Below are 17,618 nucleotides of genomic sequence, written 5' to 3'. Positions count from 1 at the left end.
TGTGCAAAGGGTTCTTTAGGAAGGGCTAAGTCCCTATACTTGCAGCCATTGCTCCAAAACCCTTTCAACAGACAATTCCTGATTACCTACATAAGCAGGCACGAGGTGCGTGGTGGATTTCCCTTCCCGTTTTGAAGTGATCGTCATCGGCGGCGGTCATGCCGGTACCGAGGCAGCACTGGCGTCAGCACGCATGGGCGTAAAAACCCTGTTGCTCACGCACAACGTGGAGACCCTCGGTGCAATGAGTTGCAACCCCGCCATTGGTGGGATCGGCAAAAGCCATCTGGTCAAGGAAATCGATGCCCTTGGCGGCGTGATGGCCATGGCTACCGATAAGGGTGGTATTCAATTTCGCGTGCTCAACAGCCGCAAAGGCCCAGCCGTACGGGCTACCCGGGCTCAAGCCGACCGTATCCTGTACAAGGCGGCCGTGCGCGAAACCCTGGAAAACCAGCCGAACCTGTGGATATTTCAACAAGCCGCAGATGACCTGATCGTCGAACAAGACCAGGTACGCGGTGTTGTCACGCAAATGGGCCTGCGTTTCTTCGCAGAATCCGTGGTGTTGACCACCGGCACGTTCCTGGGCGGACTTATCCACATCGGTATGCAGAACTATTCCGGTGGTCGCGCCGGCGATCCGCCGTCGATTGCCCTGGCAAAACGCCTGCGTGAATTGCCGCTGCGTGTCGGGCGCCTGAAAACCGGGACCCCGCCGCGTATCGACGGGCGTTCTGTGGATTTCTCGGTGATGACCGAACAGGCCGGCGACACGCCGATTCCGGTCATGTCGTTCATGGGCTCCAAAGAGCAGCACCCGAAACAGGTGAGCTGCTGGATCACCCACACCAATGCCCGCACCCACGAAATCATTGCCGCGAACCTTGACCGTTCGCCGATGTACTCCGGGGTAATCGAAGGGATCGGCCCGCGTTATTGCCCATCGATCGAAGACAAGATCCACCGCTTTGCCGATAAGGAAAGCCACCAGGTGTTCATCGAGCCCGAAGGCTTGACCACCCATGAGCTGTACCCGAACGGGATTTCCACTTCCCTGCCGTTCGACGTGCAAATCCAGATCGTGCAATCGATCCGTGGCATGGAAAACGCACACATCGTGCGTCCGGGCTACGCCATCGAATACGACTACTTCGACCCGCGCGACTTGAAGTACAACCTGGAAACCAAAGTGATTGGCGGTCTGTTCTTCGCCGGCCAAATCAACGGCACCACCGGTTACGAAGAGGCCGGCGCCCAAGGTTTGCTGGCCGGGACCAACGCAGCATTGCGTGCGCAAGGCAAAGACAGCTGGTGCCCGCGTCGCGACGAAGCGTATATCGGCGTACTGGTCGATGACCTGATCACCCTGGGCACCCAGGAACCGTACCGGATGTTCACTTCGCGGGCGGAATACCGCTTGATCCTGCGTGAAGACAACGCCGACCTGCGCTTGACCGAAAAAGGTCGCGAACTCGGCCTGGTCGATGATGTGCGTTGGGAAGCCTTCTGCAAAAAACGCGAAAGCATTGCGTTGGAAGAACAGCGTCTGAAAAGCACCTGGGTTCGCCCTGGCACCGAACAAGGCGACGCGATCGCTGAAAAATTCGGCACGCCGCTGACCCACGAATACAACTTGCTCAACCTGCTGTCGCGTCCGGAAATCGACTACGCTGGTCTGGTCGAAGTGACCGGCCAGGGCGCAGAAGATCCACAGGTCGCCGAGCAGGTTGAAATCAAGACCAAATACGCCGGATACATTGACCGCCAACAGGACGAGATCGCTCGCCTGCGCGCCAGTGAAGACACCAAGCTGCCTGCGGATATCGATTACACCGGGATTTCCGGGCTGTCGAAAGAAATCCAAAGCAAGCTGGGGATAACTCGTCCCGAGACATTGGGCCAGGCTTCACGTATCCCCGGCGTCACTCCGGCAGCCATTTCGCTGTTGATGATTCATTTGAAAAAAAGCGGCGCGGGCCGTCAGTTGGAGCAAAGCGCTTGAGTTCGTTGGTCACCTCGCAACACGCAGAAGAGTTATCCACAGGTGCACGCCAGTTGGGCGTCGACCTGACCGAAACCCAGCATGAGTTGCTGTTGGGGTATTTGGCGTTGTTGATCAAATGGAACAAGGCTTACAACCTGACCGCGGTGCGTGATCCCGACGAAATGGTGTCCCGTCACTTGCTCGACAGCTTGAGCGTGATGCCCTTCATCGAAAACGGTCGCTGGTTGGACGTGGGCAGTGGCGGCGGTATGCCTGGCATTCCGTTGGCCATCCTGTTTCCCGAGTCCCAAGTGACCTGCCTGGACAGCAACGGCAAGAAAACCCGCTTCCTGACCCAGGTCAAACTCGAACTCAAGCTGGATAACCTGCACGTTATCCACAGTCGCGTCGAAGCCTTCACGCCTGAACAGCCTTTCAACGGAATTGTTTCCAGGGCCTTCAGCAGCATGGAGAACTTCAGCAACTGGACCCGCCACCTCGGCGACCGCGATACGCGCTGGCTGGCAATGAAGGGCGTCCATCCAAGCGATGAGCTGTTAGCATTGCCGGCAGACTTCCACCTCGATAGCGAACACGCCTTGGCCGTACCCGGTTGCCAAGGCCAACGCCATCTGCTGATACTGCGCCGCACGGCATGATTGGGAACACAAGCAAGAATGGCTAAGGTATTCGCGATAGCGAACCAGAAAGGTGGCGTGGGCAAAACCACCACCTGCATCAACCTCGCAGCATCCCTGGTCGCCACCAAGCGCCGGGTGCTGTTGATCGATCTCGATCCACAGGGCAACGCCACCATGGGTAGCGGTGTGGATAAACACGGCCTGGAAAACTCGGTCTACGACTTGCTGATTGGCGAGTGTGACCTGGCCCAGGCCATGCACTACTCCGAACACGGTGGTTATCAACTGCTGCCGGCCAACCGCGATTTGACCGCGGCGGAAGTGGTGCTGCTGGAAATGCAGATGAAGGAAAGCCGTCTGCGCAGCGCCTTGGCGCCGATCCGCGAGAATTACGATTACATTTTGATCGACTGCCCACCGTCGCTGTCGATGCTGACGTTGAACGCATTGGTGGCCGCCGATGGGGTGATTATCCCCATGCAGTGCGAGTACTACGCACTGGAAGGGTTGAGCGACCTTGTGGATAACATCAAGCGCATCGCCGAGTTGCTCAACCCGAACCTGCAGATCGAAGGCCTGCTGCGGACCATGTTCGATCCGCGCCTGAGCCTGATGAACGATGTGTCGGCGCAGCTCAAGGAACACTTTGGTGATCAGCTTTACGACACCGTGATCCCGCGCAACATCCGTCTGGCCGAAGCGCCAAGCTACGGCATGCCTGCGCTGGCGTACGACAAGTCCTCGCGTGGCGCCATTGCCTACCTGGCCCTGGCCGGCGAGATGGTTCGCCGCCAACGCCGCAACTCACGCACCGCTGCAGCCCAGCCAACTTAAGGAATCCCCATGGCCGTCAAGAAACGAGGTCTCGGACGTGGACTGGATGCACTGTTGAGTGGTCCGACCGTCACATCGCTTGAAGAACAAGCGGTGCAGGCCGACGAGCGCGAGCTGCAACACCTGCCGCTGGACCTGATCCAGCGCGGCAAATACCAGCCACGCCGGGACATGGACCCCCAGGCGCTGGAAGAACTGGCCAATTCGATCAAAGCCCAGGGCGTGATGCAGCCGATCGTGGTGCGCCCGATTGGCGGCGGCCGCTATGAAATCATCGCCGGTGAGCGGCGCTGGCGCGCCAGCCAGCAGGCCGGCAAGGAAACCATCCCAGCGATGGTGCGCGACGTACCGGATGAAACCGCCATCGCCATGGCGTTGATCGAAAACATCCAGCGCGAAGACCTCAACCCGATCGAGGAAGCGATCGCCCTGCAGCGTTTGCAGCAGGAGTTCCAGCTGACCCAGCAACAAGTGGCCGAGGCGGTGGGTAAATCCCGCGTGACCGTGTCCAACTTGCTGCGTTTGATTGCGCTGCCGGAAGTCATCAAGACCATGTTGTCCCATGGCGACCTGGAGATGGGGCACGCCCGTGCTTTGCTCGGTTTGCCGGAAAATCAACAGGTTGAAGGGGCGCGACACGTTGTCGCACGGGGGCTCACCGTTCGCCAGACCGAGGCGCTGGTTCGCCAGTGGCTCAGCGGCAAACCTGCACCGGTCGAAACGGCCAAACCTGATCCGGATATCGCCCGTCTCGAGCAGCGCCTGGCCGAGCGCCTGGGCTCTGCGGTGCAAATTCGCCACGGCAAGAAAGGCAAAGGGCAATTGGTCATCGGTTATAACTCGCTCGATGAGCTCCAGGGCGTCCTTGCCCACATCCGCTGAAACATTTGCTTATGTAGCGTGTGATCGGAAATCACTACCCGACAGTTGAATAGGGGCAGAACCGCCCCTATACTCTGCGCGCATTTTGTCGGCACAAATTATGCCAAGTTATTGATTTCCGGCAGCCGACCATTGAGGAGCAAGAGTGATGGAAACCCGCACGCCAAACACGTTGCCGTTCCATCGCTTGGCCGTTTTTCCGGTTTTATTGGCTCAATTTGTCATTTTGCTGATCGCCGCGTTGGCGCTTTGGTATTGGCATGGAGTCGTTGCCGGATATTCAGGACTTTGCGGAGGCCTGATAGCCTTGCTGCCCAATATGTATTTTGCTCACAGGGCCTTTCGGTTTTCCGGCGCCCGAGCAGCCCAGGCTATCGTCCGGTCATTTTATGCCGGCGAGGCAGGGAAACTGATTTTGACGGCAGTGCTGTTTGCACTGACCTTTGCAGGTGTGAAGCCATTGGCGCCGCTGGCTGTATTCGGCGTCTTCGTGTTGACCCAACTGGTCAGCTGGTTCGCTCCCCTGCTAATGAAAACAAGACTTTCGAAACCTTAGGGCGTTTGAGGCAACCATGGCAGAAACAACCGCTTCGGGCTATATCCAGCACCACTTGCAGAACCTGACCTTCGGTCAGCTTCCTAATGGCGGCTGGGGCTTTGCCCACTCCGCAGCAGAGGCCAAAGAAATGGGCTTCTGGGCTTTCCACCTGGATACTCTGGGCTGGTCGGTCGCATTGGGTCTGATCTTCGTCTTCATTTTCCGCATGGCGGCAAAGAAGGCGACTTCCGGTCAACCAGGTGCTTTGCAGAACTTCGTTGAAGTACTGGTCGAATTCGTCGATGGCAGCGTGAAAGACAGCTTCCATGGCCGTAGCCCGGTGATCGCACCGCTGGCACTGACCATCTTCGTCTGGGTGTTCCTGATGAACGCCGTCGACCTGATCCCGGTTGACTGGATTCCTCAGCTGGCCATGGCGATCAGCGGCGACCCGCACATTCCATTCCGTGCCGTATCGACCACTGACCCGAACGCTACCCTGGGCATGGCCCTGTCGGTCTTCGCGTTGATCATTTTCTACAGCATCAAGATCAAGGGCATCGGCGGCTTTATCGGCGAACTGACCCTGCACCCGTTCGGCAGCAAGAACATCTTCGTTCAAGCCCTGCTGATCCCGGTGAACTTCCTGCTGGAATTCGTGACCCTGATCGCCAAGCCGATTTCCCTGGCTCTGCGACTGTTCGGCAACATGTATGCCGGCGAGCTGGTGTTCATTCTGATCGCTGTGATGTTCGGCAGCGGCCTGCTCTGGCTTAGCGGCCTGGGCATTGTTCTGCAGTGGGCGTGGGCTGTGTTCCACATCCTGATCATCACCCTGCAGGCCTTCATCTTCATGATGCTGACCATCGTCTACCTGTCGATGGCGCACGAAGAGAACCATTAAGACCAGTCTCGACTAGTCTGATGTCCTTCCCGGTCAAACGGGAAGGTAGGCCCTACCGGGCTATGAAACGATTTGTTTTACCGCTTTAAAATCTAAAAAACCTAAACCATACGACGTAAAAGTCGGGAGGAAAGATGGAAACTGTAGTTGGTCTAACCGCTATCGCTGTTGCACTGTTGATCGGCCTGGGCGCCCTGGGTACTGCCATTGGTTTCGGCCTGCTGGGCGGCAAGTTCCTGGAAGGCGCAGCGCGTCAGCCAGAAATGGTTCCAATGCTGCAAGTTAAAATGTTCATCGTCGCCGGCCTGCTCGACGCCGTGACCATGATCGGTGTTGGTATCGCTCTGTTCTTCACCTTCGCGAACCCTTTCGTTGGTCAACTCGCCGGTTAATCACTCGTCTTTTCGAGTGATTGGTGTGTTGTGCAACGAATGAGCGAGGTATTGGCGTGAACATTAATGCAACCATTATTGGTCAGTCCTTAGCGTTCTTGATTTTTGTCGTTTTCTGCATGAAGTTCGTATGGCCTCCGGTCATCGCAGCTCTGCACGAACGTCAGAAGAAGATCGCGGATGGGCTGGACGCTGCAGCACGAGCAGCTCGCGACCTGGAGTTGGCCCAAGATAAAGCGGGTCAACAACTGCGCGAAGCGAAAGCTCAAGCAGCCGAAATCATTGAGCAAGCCAAGAAACGCGGTAACCAGATCGTTGAAGAGGCTGTTGAAAAAGCCCGTATCGACGCTGACCGTGTGAAGGTTCAGGCTCAGGCCGAGATCGAGCAGGAACTGAACGGTGTCAAAGATGCGCTGCGTGCCCAACTGGGTGCTCTGGCCGTCGGCGGTGCTGAGAAGATCCTGGGTGCCACAATCGATCAAAACGCGCACGCGGAGCTGGTAAACAAACTGGCTGCTGAAATTTAAGCGAGGGCGATCATGGCAGAATTGACCACGTTGGCCCGACCTTACGCTAAGGCAGCCTTCGAGCACGCCCAGGCCCACCAGCAGCTGGCCTCTTGGTCAGCCATGCTCGGCCTGGCTGCAGCAGTGTCGCAAGACGACACCATGCAGCGCGTGCTCAAGGCCCCGCGACTGACGAGCGCAGACAAGGCCGCCACTTTTATTGAAGTGTGCGGCGACAAGTTCGATGTGAAGGTACAGAACTTCATCCACGTCGTTGCCGAAAACGACCGTCTCCTGCTTCTGCCGGAGATTGCCGCTCTGTTCGACCTGTACAAGGCCGAGCAAGAGAAGTCGGTAGACGTTGAAGTGACCAGTGCTTTTGCATTGAACCAAGAACAGCAAGACAAACTCGCCAAGGTTCTCAGTGCACGACTCGACCGGGAAGTGCGCCTGCAAGTTGCGGAAGACAAGTCCCTCATTGGGGGCATTGTCATTCGCGCCGGCGACCTGGTTATCGATGGCTCGATTCGCGGCAAACTCGCGAATCTTGCCGAAGCATTGAAATCTTGAGTTTGAAGGGGCAGCAGAGCAATGCAGCAACTCAATCCTTCCGAAATAAGTGAAATTATCAAGGGCCGCATCGACAAGCTCGATGTGACCTCCCAAGCCCGTAACGAAGGCACTGTCGTCAGCGTATCTGACGGTATCGTGCGGATTCACGGTCTGGCCGACGTAATGTCCGGCGAGATGATCGAGTTTCCGGGCGGCGTCTTCGGTATGGCCCTCAACCTGGAGCAGGACTCCGTAGGTGCCGTAATCCTGGGCGCTTACCAGTCTCTGGCTGAAGGCATGAGCGCCAAGTGCACCGGCCGCATCCTGGAGGTTCCGGTTGGTAAGGAACTGCTGGGTCGCGTAGTCGACGCACTGGGTAACCCTGTTGACGGCAAAGGTCCACTGGGCAACACCGAGACCGACGCGGTCGAGAAAGTTGCTCCAGGCGTGATCTGGCGTAAGTCGGTAGACCAGCCTGTACAGACTGGCTACAAGGCTGTCGATGCCATGATCCCTGTCGGCCGTGGCCAGCGTGAGCTGATCATCGGTGACCGTCAGATCGGTAAAACCGCTCTGGCGATCGACGCGATCATCAACCAGAAAGACAGCGGCATTTTCTGCGTCTACGTAGCCATTGGTCAGAAGCAATCGACCATCGCCAACGTGGTTCGCAAGCTGGAAGAGAACGGCGCACTGAAAAACACGATCATCGTGGCTGCCAGTGCTTCGGAATCGCCTGCACTGCAATACCTGGCACCGTATGCCGGTTGCACCATGGGTGAATTCTTCCGCGACCGCGGTGAAGACGCGCTGATCGTTTATGACGATCTGTCCAAGCAAGCAGTGGCTTACCGCCAGATTTCCCTGCTGCTGCGCCGTCCACCAGGCCGTGAAGCTTACCCAGGCGACGTGTTCTATCTCCACTCCCGTCTGCTGGAGCGCGCATCCCGCGTTTCGGAAGAGTACGTAGAGAAGTTCACCAACGGCGCAGTGACCGGCAAAACCGGTTCCCTGACCGCACTGCCGATCATCGAAACCCAGGCTGGCGACGTTTCCGCGTTCGTTCCGACCAACGTGATTTCCATCACCGACGGTCAGATCTTCCTGGAATCGGCCATGTTCAACTCAGGCATCCGCCCTGCAGTGAACGCCGGTGTTTCGGTATCCCGTGTGGGTGGTGCCGCTCAGACCAAGATCATCAAGAAGCTCTCCGGTGGTATCCGTACCGCTCTGGCTCAGTACCGTGAACTGGCGGCATTCGCCCAGTTCGCTTCTGACCTGGACGAAGCGACCCGTAAGCAACTTGAGCATGGTCAGCGCGTTACCGAGCTGATGAAGCAGAAGCAATACGCCCCAATGTCGATCGCTGACATGGCGTTGTCGCTGTATGCCGCTGAGCGTGGGTTCCTGACTGACGTCGAAATCGCCAAGGTCGGCAGCTTTGAACAAGCGCTGATTGCTTACTTCAACCGCGATCACGCCGACTTGTTGGCCAAGATCAACGTGAAGGGTGACTTCAATGACGAAATCGACGCTGGCCTCAAAGCCGGTATCGAGAAGTTCAAGGCCACCCAAACCTGGTAAGCCGCAGCGGGAGCCGCAAGGCTCCCGCTTGCTAACCTGATAGGTGTTACATGGCAGGCGCAAAAGAGATTCGCAGTAAGATTGCGAGCATCAAAAGCACGCAAAAAATTACCAGCGCCATGGAAAAAGTGGCGGTCAGCAAAATGCGCAAGGCACAAATGCGCATGGCTGCTAGCCGTCCTTATGCGGAGCGTATCCGCCAGGTAATTGGGCATCTGGCCAACGCCAACCCGGAATACCGCCACCCCTTCATGATCGACCGCGAAGTTAAGCGTGTGGGTTATGTGGTTGTGAGCAGTGACCGTGGTTTGTGCGGTGGTTTGAATACCAACCTGTTCAAGGCCCTGGTCAAGGACATGGCGGTAAACCGCGAAAAGGGCGTCGAGATCGATCTGTGTGTTGTTGGTAGCAAGGGTGCGGCCTTTTTCCGCAACTTCGGCGGCAACGTCGTAGCAGCTATCAGCCACCTGGGTGAAGAGCCGTCGATCAATGATTTGATCGGCAGTGTGAAGGTGATGCTGGATGCGTACCTGGAAGGCCGGATTGACCGCCTCTCCGTGGTATCCAACAAGTTCATCAACACCATGACCCAGCAGCCAACCGTGGAGCAATTGATTCCACTGGTGGCGACTCCGGATCAGGAACTCAAGCACCACTGGGACTACCTCTACGAACCAGACGCCAAAGAGCTGCTTGACGGCTTGATGGTGCGCTACGTGGAGTCGCAGGTGTACCAGGCGGTGGTCGAGAACAACGCAGCTGAACAAGCGGCGCGGATGATCGCGATGAAAAACGCTACCGATAACGCCGGTGATCTGATCAGCGATTTGCAGCTGATCTACAACAAGGCGCGTCAGGCTGCGATCACCCAAGAGATCTCGGAAATCGTCGGCGGCGCTGCCGCGGTTTAACGGTTCAAATATTCAGAGGATCCAGCTATGAGTAGCGGACGTATCGTTCAAATCATCGGCGCCGTTATCGACGTGGAATTTCCACGCGACAGCGTACCGAGCATCTACAACGCGCTGAAAGTACAAGGCGCGGACACTACTCTGGAAGTTCAGCAACAGCTGGGCGACGGCGTAGTTCGTACCATTGCGATGGGTTCCACCGAAGGCTTGAAGCGCGGTCTGGACGTTGTCGACTCTGGCGCAGCCATCTCCGTACCGGTCGGTAAAGCGACCCTGGGCCGGATCATGGACGTACTGGGCAACCCGATTGACGAAGCTGGCCCGATCGACACCGAAGAGCGCTGGGGCATTCACCGTCCAGCACCTTCGTTCGCGGAACAAGCTGGCGGCAACGACCTGCTGGAAACCGGCATCAAGGTTATCGACCTGGTCTGCCCGTTCGCCAAAGGCGGTAAAGTCGGTCTGTTCGGTGGTGCCGGTGTAGGCAAGACCGTAAACATGATGGAACTGATCCGTAACATCGCCATCGAGCACAGCGGTTATTCCGTGTTCGCCGGTGTGGGCGAGCGTACCCGTGAGGGTAACGACTTCTACCACGAGATGAAGGACTCCAACGTTCTGGACAAAGTGGCACTGGTTTACGGTCAGATGAACGAGCCGCCGGGTAACCGTCTGCGCGTAGCACTGACCGGCCTGACCATGGCCGAGAAGTTCCGTGACGAAGGTAACGACGTTCTGCTGTTCGTCGACAACATCTACCGTTACACCCTGGCCGGTACTGAAGTATCCGCACTGCTGGGCCGTATGCCTTCGGCAGTAGGTTACCAGCCGACCCTGGCTGAAGAGATGGGCGTTCTGCAAGAACGTATCACTTCGACCAAGGAAGGTTCGATCACTTCGATCCAAGCGGTATACGTACCTGCGGATGACTTGACCGACCCGTCGCCAGCGACCACCTTCGCCCACTTGGACGCCACCGTCGTTCTGTCCCGTGACATCGCTTCCCTGGGTATCTACCCAGCGGTCGATCCACTCGACTCGACTTCGCGCCAGCTGGATCCGAACGTGATCGGCCAGGAACACTACGACACCGCTCGCGGCGTTCAGTACGTGCTGCAGCGTTACAAAGAACTGAAGGACATCATTGCGATCCTGGGTATGGACGAGCTGTCGGAAGCCGACAAGCAGTTGGTAAACCGTGCTCGTAAGATCCAGCGTTTCTTGTCGCAGCCGTTCTTCGTGGCTGAAGTCTTCACCGGTGCATCGGGTAAATACGTTTCCCTGAAAGACACCATTGCTGGCTTCAAAGGCATCCTCAACGGTGACTACGACCACCTGCCAGAACAAGCGTTCTACATGGTCGGCGGCATCGAAGAAGCGATCGAGAAAGCCAAGAAACTGTAATCCAGGCGCCCGGAAATGGGCGCTCATCAGGTTGAGGCAATCAGATGGCTATGACAGTCCATTGCGATATCGTCAGCGCGGAAGGGGAAATCTTCTCCGGTCTGGTAGAGATGGTGATTGCACACGGCGAACTCGGTGACCTTGGTATTGCCATGGGTCACGCGCCATTGATCACCAGCTTGAAGCCAGGTCCGATCACTCTGACCAAGCAAGGCGGGGAAAAAGAGGTGTTTTACATCTCGGGTGGTTTCCTCGAGGTTCAGCCGAACATGGTCAAGGTACTTGCCGACACCGTGCAACGTGCTGGCGACCTGGATGAAGCCTCCGCTCAGGAAGCCGTCAAGGCTGCTGAGAAGGCCCTGAACGAAAAGGGTGCGGACTTCGACTACAGCGCTGCTGCTGTACGTCTGGCCGAGGCTGCAGCTCAGCTGCGCACGCTCCAGCAGATCCGCAAGAAGTAATCGGCCACGCCGTCATGCTTCATGCGCGATTGATTAAAAAGGGTAGCCTCGGCTACCCTTTTTCTTTTTCAGCAAAACACTTCTCTGGTCTGAAGCCGGACCGCCCAGGATTGGTAGCCACTCATGTCTCTTGAAATCGTCATTCTCGCCGCAGGCCAGGGCACCCGCATGCGCTCGGCCCTGCCCAAGGTGCTGCACCCGGTTGCCGGTAACTCCATGCTGGGCCATGTTATCCACAGCGCCCGGCAACTCGATCCACAGCGCATTCACGTGGTGATCGGCCATGGTGCCGATGTGGTACGTGAGCGCCTCGCCGCGGACGATCTGAATTTCGTATTGCAAGACAAACAACTGGGCACCGGCCACGCCACCGCCCAAGCCGTGCCGTTCATCACCGCCGACACTGTGCTGATCCTCTACGGCGACGTACCGCTGATCGAAGTCGAAACCCTGCAACGCCTGCTCAAGCACGTCGTGCCTGGCCAGATGGGCCTGCTGACGGTTGAACTGGAAGATCCCACCGGTTACGGGCGCATCGTGCGTAACGCCGATGGCAAGGTTGCCGCTATTGTTGAGCACAAAGATGCCAGCGAAGCCCAGCGCGCCATTACCGAGGGCAACACCGGGATCCTGGCGGTCCCCGCCGATAAGCTCGGCGATTGGATGAGCCGTCTGTCCAACAACAACGCCCAGGGCGAGTACTACCTCACCGACGTCATCGAGATGGCGGTAAGCGATGGCCTGTTGGTTGCCACCGAGCAGCCCCACGATCCGATGGAAGTGCAGGGCGCCAACGACCGCAAGCAACTCGCCGAACTGGAACGTCACTACCAATTGCGCGAAGGCCGTCGGCTGATGGCCCAAGGCGTGACCTTGCGTGACCCGGCACGCTTCGATGTACGGGGTGAAGTGACTGTCGGCCGCGATGTGCTGATCGACATCAACGTGATCCTCGAAGGTCGCGTGATCATCGAAGACGACGTGGTGATTGGCCCGAACTGTGTGATCAAGGACAGCACCCTGCGCAAAGGCGTGGTGGTCAAGGCTAACAGTCATCTGGACGGCGCGGTGATGGGTGAGGGCAGCGATGCGGGTCCATTTGCGCGTTTGCGCCCCGGAACCGTGATGGGCGCCAGGGCGCACGTGGGCAATTTCGTCGAGCTGAAAAACGCCAAAATGGGTGACGATGCGAAGGCTGGCCACTTGGCCTATCTCGGTGATGCGGTGATTGGGGCTCGCAGCAATATTGGCGCGGGTGCCATTACTTGTAACTACGACGGCGCGAACAAATACCAGACCACCATTGGTGAAGACGTATTTATCGGCTCCAACAACTCGCTGATCGCCCCCGTTACCATCGGAGATGGCTCGAACACGGCGGCGGGCTCGACCATCAACCAGGATGTGGATAAGTCTCAACTGGCGGTAGCCCGCGCCCGCCAACGCAACATCGACGGCTGGAAGCGCCCGGTCAAAATCAAAAAGAGCTGAGTTATCCACATTCACTGAAACCTGTTGGCTAATCACCCACAGGTTTTTTTATACCTGCATGTTGACGATTTTCTCGGAATAGGTTTTGATTGCCTTCGTTATCTTTCGAAACGAAACTTAAAGCCAAAATGTCGAAACGAAATACGCCCCAACGACGCCACAACATCCTGACCTTGCTCAATGAACAGGGCGAAGTCAGCGTGGATGAATTGGCCAAGCGTTTCGAAACCTCGGAAGTTACGATCCGCAAGGACCTGGCCGCTCTCGAAAGCAATGGTTTGCTGCTGCGTCGCTACGGGGGCGCCATCACCATGCCCCAGGAGTTGGTGGGCGACGCTGCCCAGCCCATCTCGGTGTACAAGCGCGCCATCGCCCGTGCCGCCGTGATGCGCCTGCGTGAACACGCCCGCATCATCATCGACAGCGGCAGCACCACCGCCGCCATGATCCCCGAACTGGGCCACCAGCCAGGCCTGGTGGTGATGACCAACTCCCTGCACGTGGCCAGCGCCTTGAGCGAACTGGAACATGAGCCGGTGCTGTTGATGACCGGTGGCACCTGGGACCCGCATTCGGACTCATTCCAGGGGCAGGTCGCCGAGCAGGTGCTGCGTTCTTATGACTTCGATCAACTGTTCATCGGTGCCGACGGCATCGACTTGGAGCGCGGCACCACCACCTTCAACGAATTGCTGGGCCTGAGCCGCGTCATGGCCGAGGTCGCCCGTGAAGTGGTGGTCATGGTCGAATCCGACAAGATCGGCCGCAAGATTCCCAACCTGGAACTGCCCTGGAGCAGCGTCCATACCCTTATCACCGATGATCGCCTGCCGCTTGAGGCCCGCGACCAGATCCAAGCCCGCGGCATTACGCTGATATGCGCGGCAATCATCTAGGAGAAACACCATGTGTGGCATCGTAGGCGCAGTCGCTGAACGCAACATCACCCCGATCCTGCTCGAAGGCCTCAAGCGCCTGGAATACCGCGGCTACGACAGCGCCGGTGTGGCGGTCTTCACCAACGCCGGCAAGCTGGAGCGCATGCGCCGTCCGGGCAAGGTCAGCGAGTTGGAGCAGGCCCTGGCCGGCGATCCGCTGGTTGGCCGTCTGGGTATCGCCCACACCCGTTGGGCGACTCACGGTGCGCCATGCGAACGCAACGCTCACCCGCACTTTTCCGGCGACCTGGCCGTGGTGCACAACGGCATCATCGAAAACCACGAAGTGCTACGCGAGCAGCTCAAGGGCCTGGGCTACGTGTTCACTTCGGACACCGACACCGAAGTCATCGCCCACCTGCTCAATCACAAGCTCAAGGACCTGGGCGACCTGACCGTCGCGCTCAAGGCCACGGTCAAGGAACTGCACGGCGCCTACGGCTTAGCCGTGGTCAGTGCCAGCCAACCGGACCGCGTCGTCGCGGCTCGCAGTGGCAGCCCGCTGGTGATCGGCCTGGGCCTGGGAGAAAACTTCCTCGCCTCCGACCAACTGGCCCTGCGCCAGGTCACTGACCGCTTCATGTACCTGGAAGAAGGCGATATTGCTGACATCCGTCGTGAAAGCGTGGCGATCTGGGACGTTAACGGTCAGTCCGTCGAGCGCGAAGCCGTGCAATACCGCGACGGCGCCGAAGCTGCTGACAAAGGCGAATACCGCCACTTCATGCTCAAGGAAATCCACGAGCAACCGGCTGTGGTGCAACGCACCCTGGAAGGTCGCCTGAGCCAGAACCAAGTGCTGGTCAACGCCTTCGGCCCACAGGCCGCCGAGCTGTTCGCCAAAGTGCGCAACGTGCAGATTGTCGCCTGCGGCACCAGCTACCACGCCGGCATGGTTGCGCGTTACTGGCTGGAAGAACTGGCCGGCATCCCGTGCCAGGTCGAAGTCGCCAGCGAATTCCGCTACCGCAAGGTGGTGGTGCAGCCCGATACCCTGTTCGTGACCATCTCCCAGTCCGGCGAAACCGCCGACACCCTGGCCGCCCTGCGTAATGCCAAGGAGCTGGGCTTCCTGGCCAGCCTGGCGATCTGCAACGTCAGCATCAGCTCCCTGGTGCGTGAGTCCGACCTGACCCTGTTGACCCAGGCCGGTCGCGAAATCGGCGTGGCATCCACCAAAGCCTTCACCACCCAGTTGGTGGGCCTGCTGCTGCTGACCCTGTCCCTGGGTCAAGTGCGCGGCACCCTGGCCGAAGGCATCGAGGCCACGCTGGTTGAAGAACTGCGCCGCCTGCCAACCCGCCTCGGCGAAGCCCTGGCCATGGACAGCACCGTGGAAAAAGTCGCCGAACTGTTCGCCGACAAGAACCACACCCTGTTCCTCGGCCGTGGCGCGCAATACCCGGTGGCGATGGAAGGTTCGCTCAAGCTCAAGGAAATCTCCTACATCCACGCCGAAGCCTACCCGGCCGGCGAGCTCAAGCACGGCCCATTGGCCCTGGTGGATGACGACATGCCGGTGGTCACCGTGGCGCCGAACAACGAGCTGCTGGAGAAGCTCAAGTCCAACCTGCAGGAAGTCCGCGCCCGTGGCGGCCAGCTGGTGGTGTTTGCTGACGAAAAGGCCGGCATGGCTAACGGTGAAGGCACCCACGTCATCAACATGCCGCACATCAACGACACCCTGTCGCCGATCCTCTACACCATCCCGCTGCAGCTGCTGTCGTACTACGTCGCTGTGTTGAAAGGCACCGACGTCGACCAGCCGCGCAACCTGGCGAAGTCAGTAACCGTGGAGTAATCCGCCACATCCTGGAGACCCGCCCGGGCCTCCAGGCTCCCGCGAACGGACGCGCCCTCGATGCAAACCCCCTCCCAGCTCCACCAACGCTTGAACGACCGCCGCTTCACCGTCGCCAACAACGCCCAGGGACTTTCTGGCTCGGGCACGGTGTTTCATTACCTTGTCGAGGGTGATGCCATCTCCGGCACGTACCAGGGCGGACGCATTCGCCTGGGCACGCAAGTGGGCCGAGTGACAGGCCCGGACACTATCGAATTGCTGTTTCAGTGCCTGACATTGGACGGTGAGCTGCTGTCCGGTTGGTCGCGTGGCACGGTCGGTTTGGATGCTGTCGGGGTTACCACACTGAGCTTTGTATGGGGTTGGTTGTCGGGGGCGACGGGTGGAGGGGAGTCCAGCTATGTGGAGCTCATTGAGTCAGTTGAGAGATCAGAAAATAAATCGGAAAAATTTTCTGGAATAGCTGTATAAAACTGTATTTATGTCCCGTTAATATTGAGCTTTAAGGAAAAACGGATTCGAAAATAAATCGGAAAAAGGTGAGGAAAATGACGCAGCAATTCATCTCCGGAAACCACTGGTTGGAACCTGTCTGGCCATCGCCTGGTTTCCCTGCGTCAATTTTACGGACGGCTGAAACGCTTTCGTTTCGTGCAGGGAAACTCACGGGTCTACTTCCCGAAAATACCGCCATCCGGATCGGCGGCCTGATGCGAATCACCAACAGCTATTACAGCAATCTCATTGAAGGCCAATTCACTGAGCCCGCAACGTTGTCTGCGCGAGTCCCCCGGCGTGACTCCAAACACCTGCGTGAGCTGGCCGAAAGTCATATCGGTGTTCAGGAGTTGTTGGAACGAGCGGTACGTCGGCCAAAATCAATCGAAGCCTCTTGGGGTGTTTTCTTTGCCCCTGAGCTCATTTCTGTCATCCATCGCCGCCTTTTTGCCAGTGCCAGTGATGAGGATTTGCGGCTCAGTGATGGCCGGCTACTTGTACCCGGTCAGTTGCGGGATGTAGCACAACGCAACGTGCTGGTAGGTGACCATGCTGCGCCTGCTTGGGAGTCCGTCACGCCAATGCTCAAACGCCTGCAGCAGGTATACGGCGGACAACCCGACCAGACCTCCCGAGTTCTCAGCGCACTGGCTTATCACCATCGTCTCGCATTTGTTCATCCATTTGAGGATGGCAATGGCCGGGTGGTCCGTATGGCCACGCATTTGCAGTTGAAGCGACTTGGGCTTGCGTCGCCCCTTTGGTCGCTTTCTCGAGGGCTGGCACGAAAACAAGATGAATACTATGGACGCTTACGCGCTGCCGATCAGCCTTGTCGAGGCGATCTCGATGGTCGAGGTCAGTTGACCCAACGCGGGTTGTTCGAGTTTGTAGAGTTCATGCTGCAAGTGTGTATCGACCAGATGGATTACGTAGAGCAATCCATGGGGCTTGTCAGCTTGCGCCAGCGACTTGAAAGGGTGATTGGACTCGAGAGTCGCTTCATCGAGTCCGGGGTAAAGCAGGATATGGCCAAGGCTATTCATATCCTGCTTACCCAGGGCGAGGTTGCCCGAGCAGATTTCAAGACCTTCTCTGGGCTTCATGATCGGGTGGCGAGTGATCAGCTAAAAAAATTGATCGATATGGGCGTGGTCGAGGCACCTTCGGCCAAGTCACGTTCGATCTTTCCTGGGCTTCCCGTGTGGTTTGCGCAGATGATCTTTCCTGATCTCCATCGGCGCTTTTATTAAACGGCAAAAGTAGGTGTGGGCGTTCTGTCCCTTTTGTG

At 58.0% G+C, this 17,618-nt stretch carries 18 protein-coding genes; all 18 read left to right on the top strand.

Annotated features, from left to right (window positions below; translation table 11 throughout):
• The first annotated feature begins 112 nt into the window (after positions 1 to 112).
• The 18 genes from mnmG to ACP7EW_RS18130 all read left to right on the top strand — a co-directional run bounded on the left by mnmG (position 113) and on the right by ACP7EW_RS18130 (position 17,580).
• The gene (gene mnmG / locus ACP7EW_RS18215) at positions 113 to 2,005 is read left to right on the top strand and encodes a tRNA uridine-5-carboxymethylaminomethyl(34) synthesis enzyme MnmG (protein WP_426218724.1); all 1,893 of its coding nucleotides are present in this window, start codon (positions 113 to 115) and stop codon (positions 2,003 to 2,005) included.
• The gene (gene rsmG, locus ACP7EW_RS18210) at positions 2,002 to 2,646 is read left to right on the top strand and encodes a 16S rRNA (guanine(527)-N(7))-methyltransferase RsmG (protein WP_033900490.1); all 645 of its coding nucleotides are present in this window, start codon (positions 2,002 to 2,004) and stop codon (positions 2,644 to 2,646) included. The genes mnmG and rsmG overlap by 4 nt, the downstream gene beginning before the upstream one ends.
• 18 nt (positions 2,647 to 2,664) lie before the next feature.
• Positions 2,665 to 3,462, top strand: a complete 798-nt coding sequence (locus tag ACP7EW_RS18205) for a ParA family protein (protein WP_016978715.1) — start codon at positions 2,665 to 2,667, stop codon at positions 3,460 to 3,462.
• Between the two features lie 9 nt (positions 3,463 to 3,471).
• Positions 3,472 to 4,344 carry a ParB/RepB/Spo0J family partition protein gene (locus ACP7EW_RS18200; protein ID WP_426218721.1) on the top strand — a complete coding sequence of 291 codons (873 nt, stop codon included), beginning with the start codon at positions 3,472 to 3,474 and terminating at the stop codon, positions 4,342 to 4,344.
• 148 nt (positions 4,345 to 4,492) lie between these two features.
• Entirely contained in the window at positions 4,493 to 4,900 is a 408-nt protein-coding gene (locus tag ACP7EW_RS18195; protein WP_010565865.1) for a F0F1 ATP synthase subunit I, read from the top strand.
• A 16-nt stretch (positions 4,901 to 4,916) separates the two neighbouring features.
• Complete coding sequence (gene atpB, locus ACP7EW_RS18190; RefSeq protein WP_016978714.1) at positions 4,917 to 5,786, top strand: F0F1 ATP synthase subunit A; 870 nt, start codon at positions 4,917 to 4,919, stop codon at positions 5,784 to 5,786.
• A 134-nt stretch (positions 5,787 to 5,920) separates the two neighbouring features.
• Positions 5,921 to 6,178: a F0F1 ATP synthase subunit C gene (gene atpE / locus ACP7EW_RS18185; protein WP_002555987.1), complete on the top strand. Its 258-nt coding sequence runs from the start codon at positions 5,921 to 5,923 to the stop codon at positions 6,176 to 6,178.
• 56 nt (positions 6,179 to 6,234) lie between these two features.
• Entirely contained in the window at positions 6,235 to 6,705 is a 471-nt protein-coding gene (locus ACP7EW_RS18180) for a F0F1 ATP synthase subunit B (RefSeq protein ID WP_008439543.1), read from the top strand.
• Positions 6,706 to 6,717: 12 nt separating this feature from the next.
• Positions 6,718 to 7,254 carry a F0F1 ATP synthase subunit delta gene (locus ACP7EW_RS18175; RefSeq protein WP_010207689.1) on the top strand — a complete coding sequence of 179 codons (537 nt, stop codon included), beginning with the start codon at positions 6,718 to 6,720 and terminating at the stop codon, positions 7,252 to 7,254.
• Between the two features lie 21 nt (positions 7,255 to 7,275).
• Positions 7,276 to 8,820, top strand: a complete 1,545-nt coding sequence (gene atpA, locus ACP7EW_RS18170; protein WP_010207686.1) for a F0F1 ATP synthase subunit alpha — start codon at positions 7,276 to 7,278, stop codon at positions 8,818 to 8,820.
• Between the two features lie 50 nt (positions 8,821 to 8,870).
• The gene (atpG, locus tag ACP7EW_RS18165; RefSeq protein WP_010207685.1) at positions 8,871 to 9,731 is read left to right on the top strand and encodes a F0F1 ATP synthase subunit gamma; all 861 of its coding nucleotides are present in this window, start codon (positions 8,871 to 8,873) and stop codon (positions 9,729 to 9,731) included.
• A gap of 27 nt (positions 9,732 to 9,758) precedes the next feature.
• Complete coding sequence (gene atpD / locus ACP7EW_RS18160) at positions 9,759 to 11,135, top strand: F0F1 ATP synthase subunit beta (protein WP_010207684.1); 1,377 nt, start codon at positions 9,759 to 9,761, stop codon at positions 11,133 to 11,135.
• Between the two features lie 44 nt (positions 11,136 to 11,179).
• Positions 11,180 to 11,596: a F0F1 ATP synthase subunit epsilon gene (locus tag ACP7EW_RS18155; RefSeq protein ID WP_003177061.1), complete on the top strand. Its 417-nt coding sequence runs from the start codon at positions 11,180 to 11,182 to the stop codon at positions 11,594 to 11,596.
• A 123-nt stretch (positions 11,597 to 11,719) separates the two neighbouring features.
• Positions 11,720 to 13,087, top strand: a complete 1,368-nt coding sequence (glmU, locus tag ACP7EW_RS18150; RefSeq protein ID WP_426218719.1) for a bifunctional UDP-N-acetylglucosamine diphosphorylase/glucosamine-1-phosphate N-acetyltransferase GlmU — start codon at positions 11,720 to 11,722, stop codon at positions 13,085 to 13,087.
• 128 nt (positions 13,088 to 13,215) lie between these two features.
• A complete protein-coding gene (locus ACP7EW_RS18145) occupies positions 13,216 to 13,983 on the top strand; it encodes a DeoR/GlpR family DNA-binding transcription regulator (RefSeq protein ID WP_061434700.1) in 768 nt (255 codons plus the stop codon).
• Positions 13,984 to 13,993: 10 nt separating this feature from the next.
• A complete protein-coding gene (gene glmS, locus ACP7EW_RS18140) occupies positions 13,994 to 15,826 on the top strand; it encodes a glutamine--fructose-6-phosphate transaminase (isomerizing) (protein WP_426218717.1) in 1,833 nt (610 codons plus the stop codon).
• Positions 15,827 to 15,886: 60 nt separating this feature from the next.
• Complete coding sequence (locus ACP7EW_RS18135; protein WP_426218715.1) at positions 15,887 to 16,300, top strand: hypothetical protein; 414 nt, start codon at positions 15,887 to 15,889, stop codon at positions 16,298 to 16,300.
• Between the two features lie 77 nt (positions 16,301 to 16,377).
• A complete protein-coding gene (locus tag ACP7EW_RS18130; RefSeq protein WP_426218713.1) occupies positions 16,378 to 17,580 on the top strand; it encodes a Fic family protein in 1,203 nt (400 codons plus the stop codon).
• The last annotated feature ends 38 nt before the right edge of the window (positions 17,581 to 17,618 follow it).

This window comes from Pseudomonas sp. DWRC2-2, from assembly GCF_049897885.1.
Classification (GTDB): domain Bacteria; phylum Pseudomonadota; class Gammaproteobacteria; order Pseudomonadales; family Pseudomonadaceae; genus Aquipseudomonas; species Aquipseudomonas azotoformans_A.
This window is presented reverse-complemented; position numbering and strand designations above follow the sequence as displayed.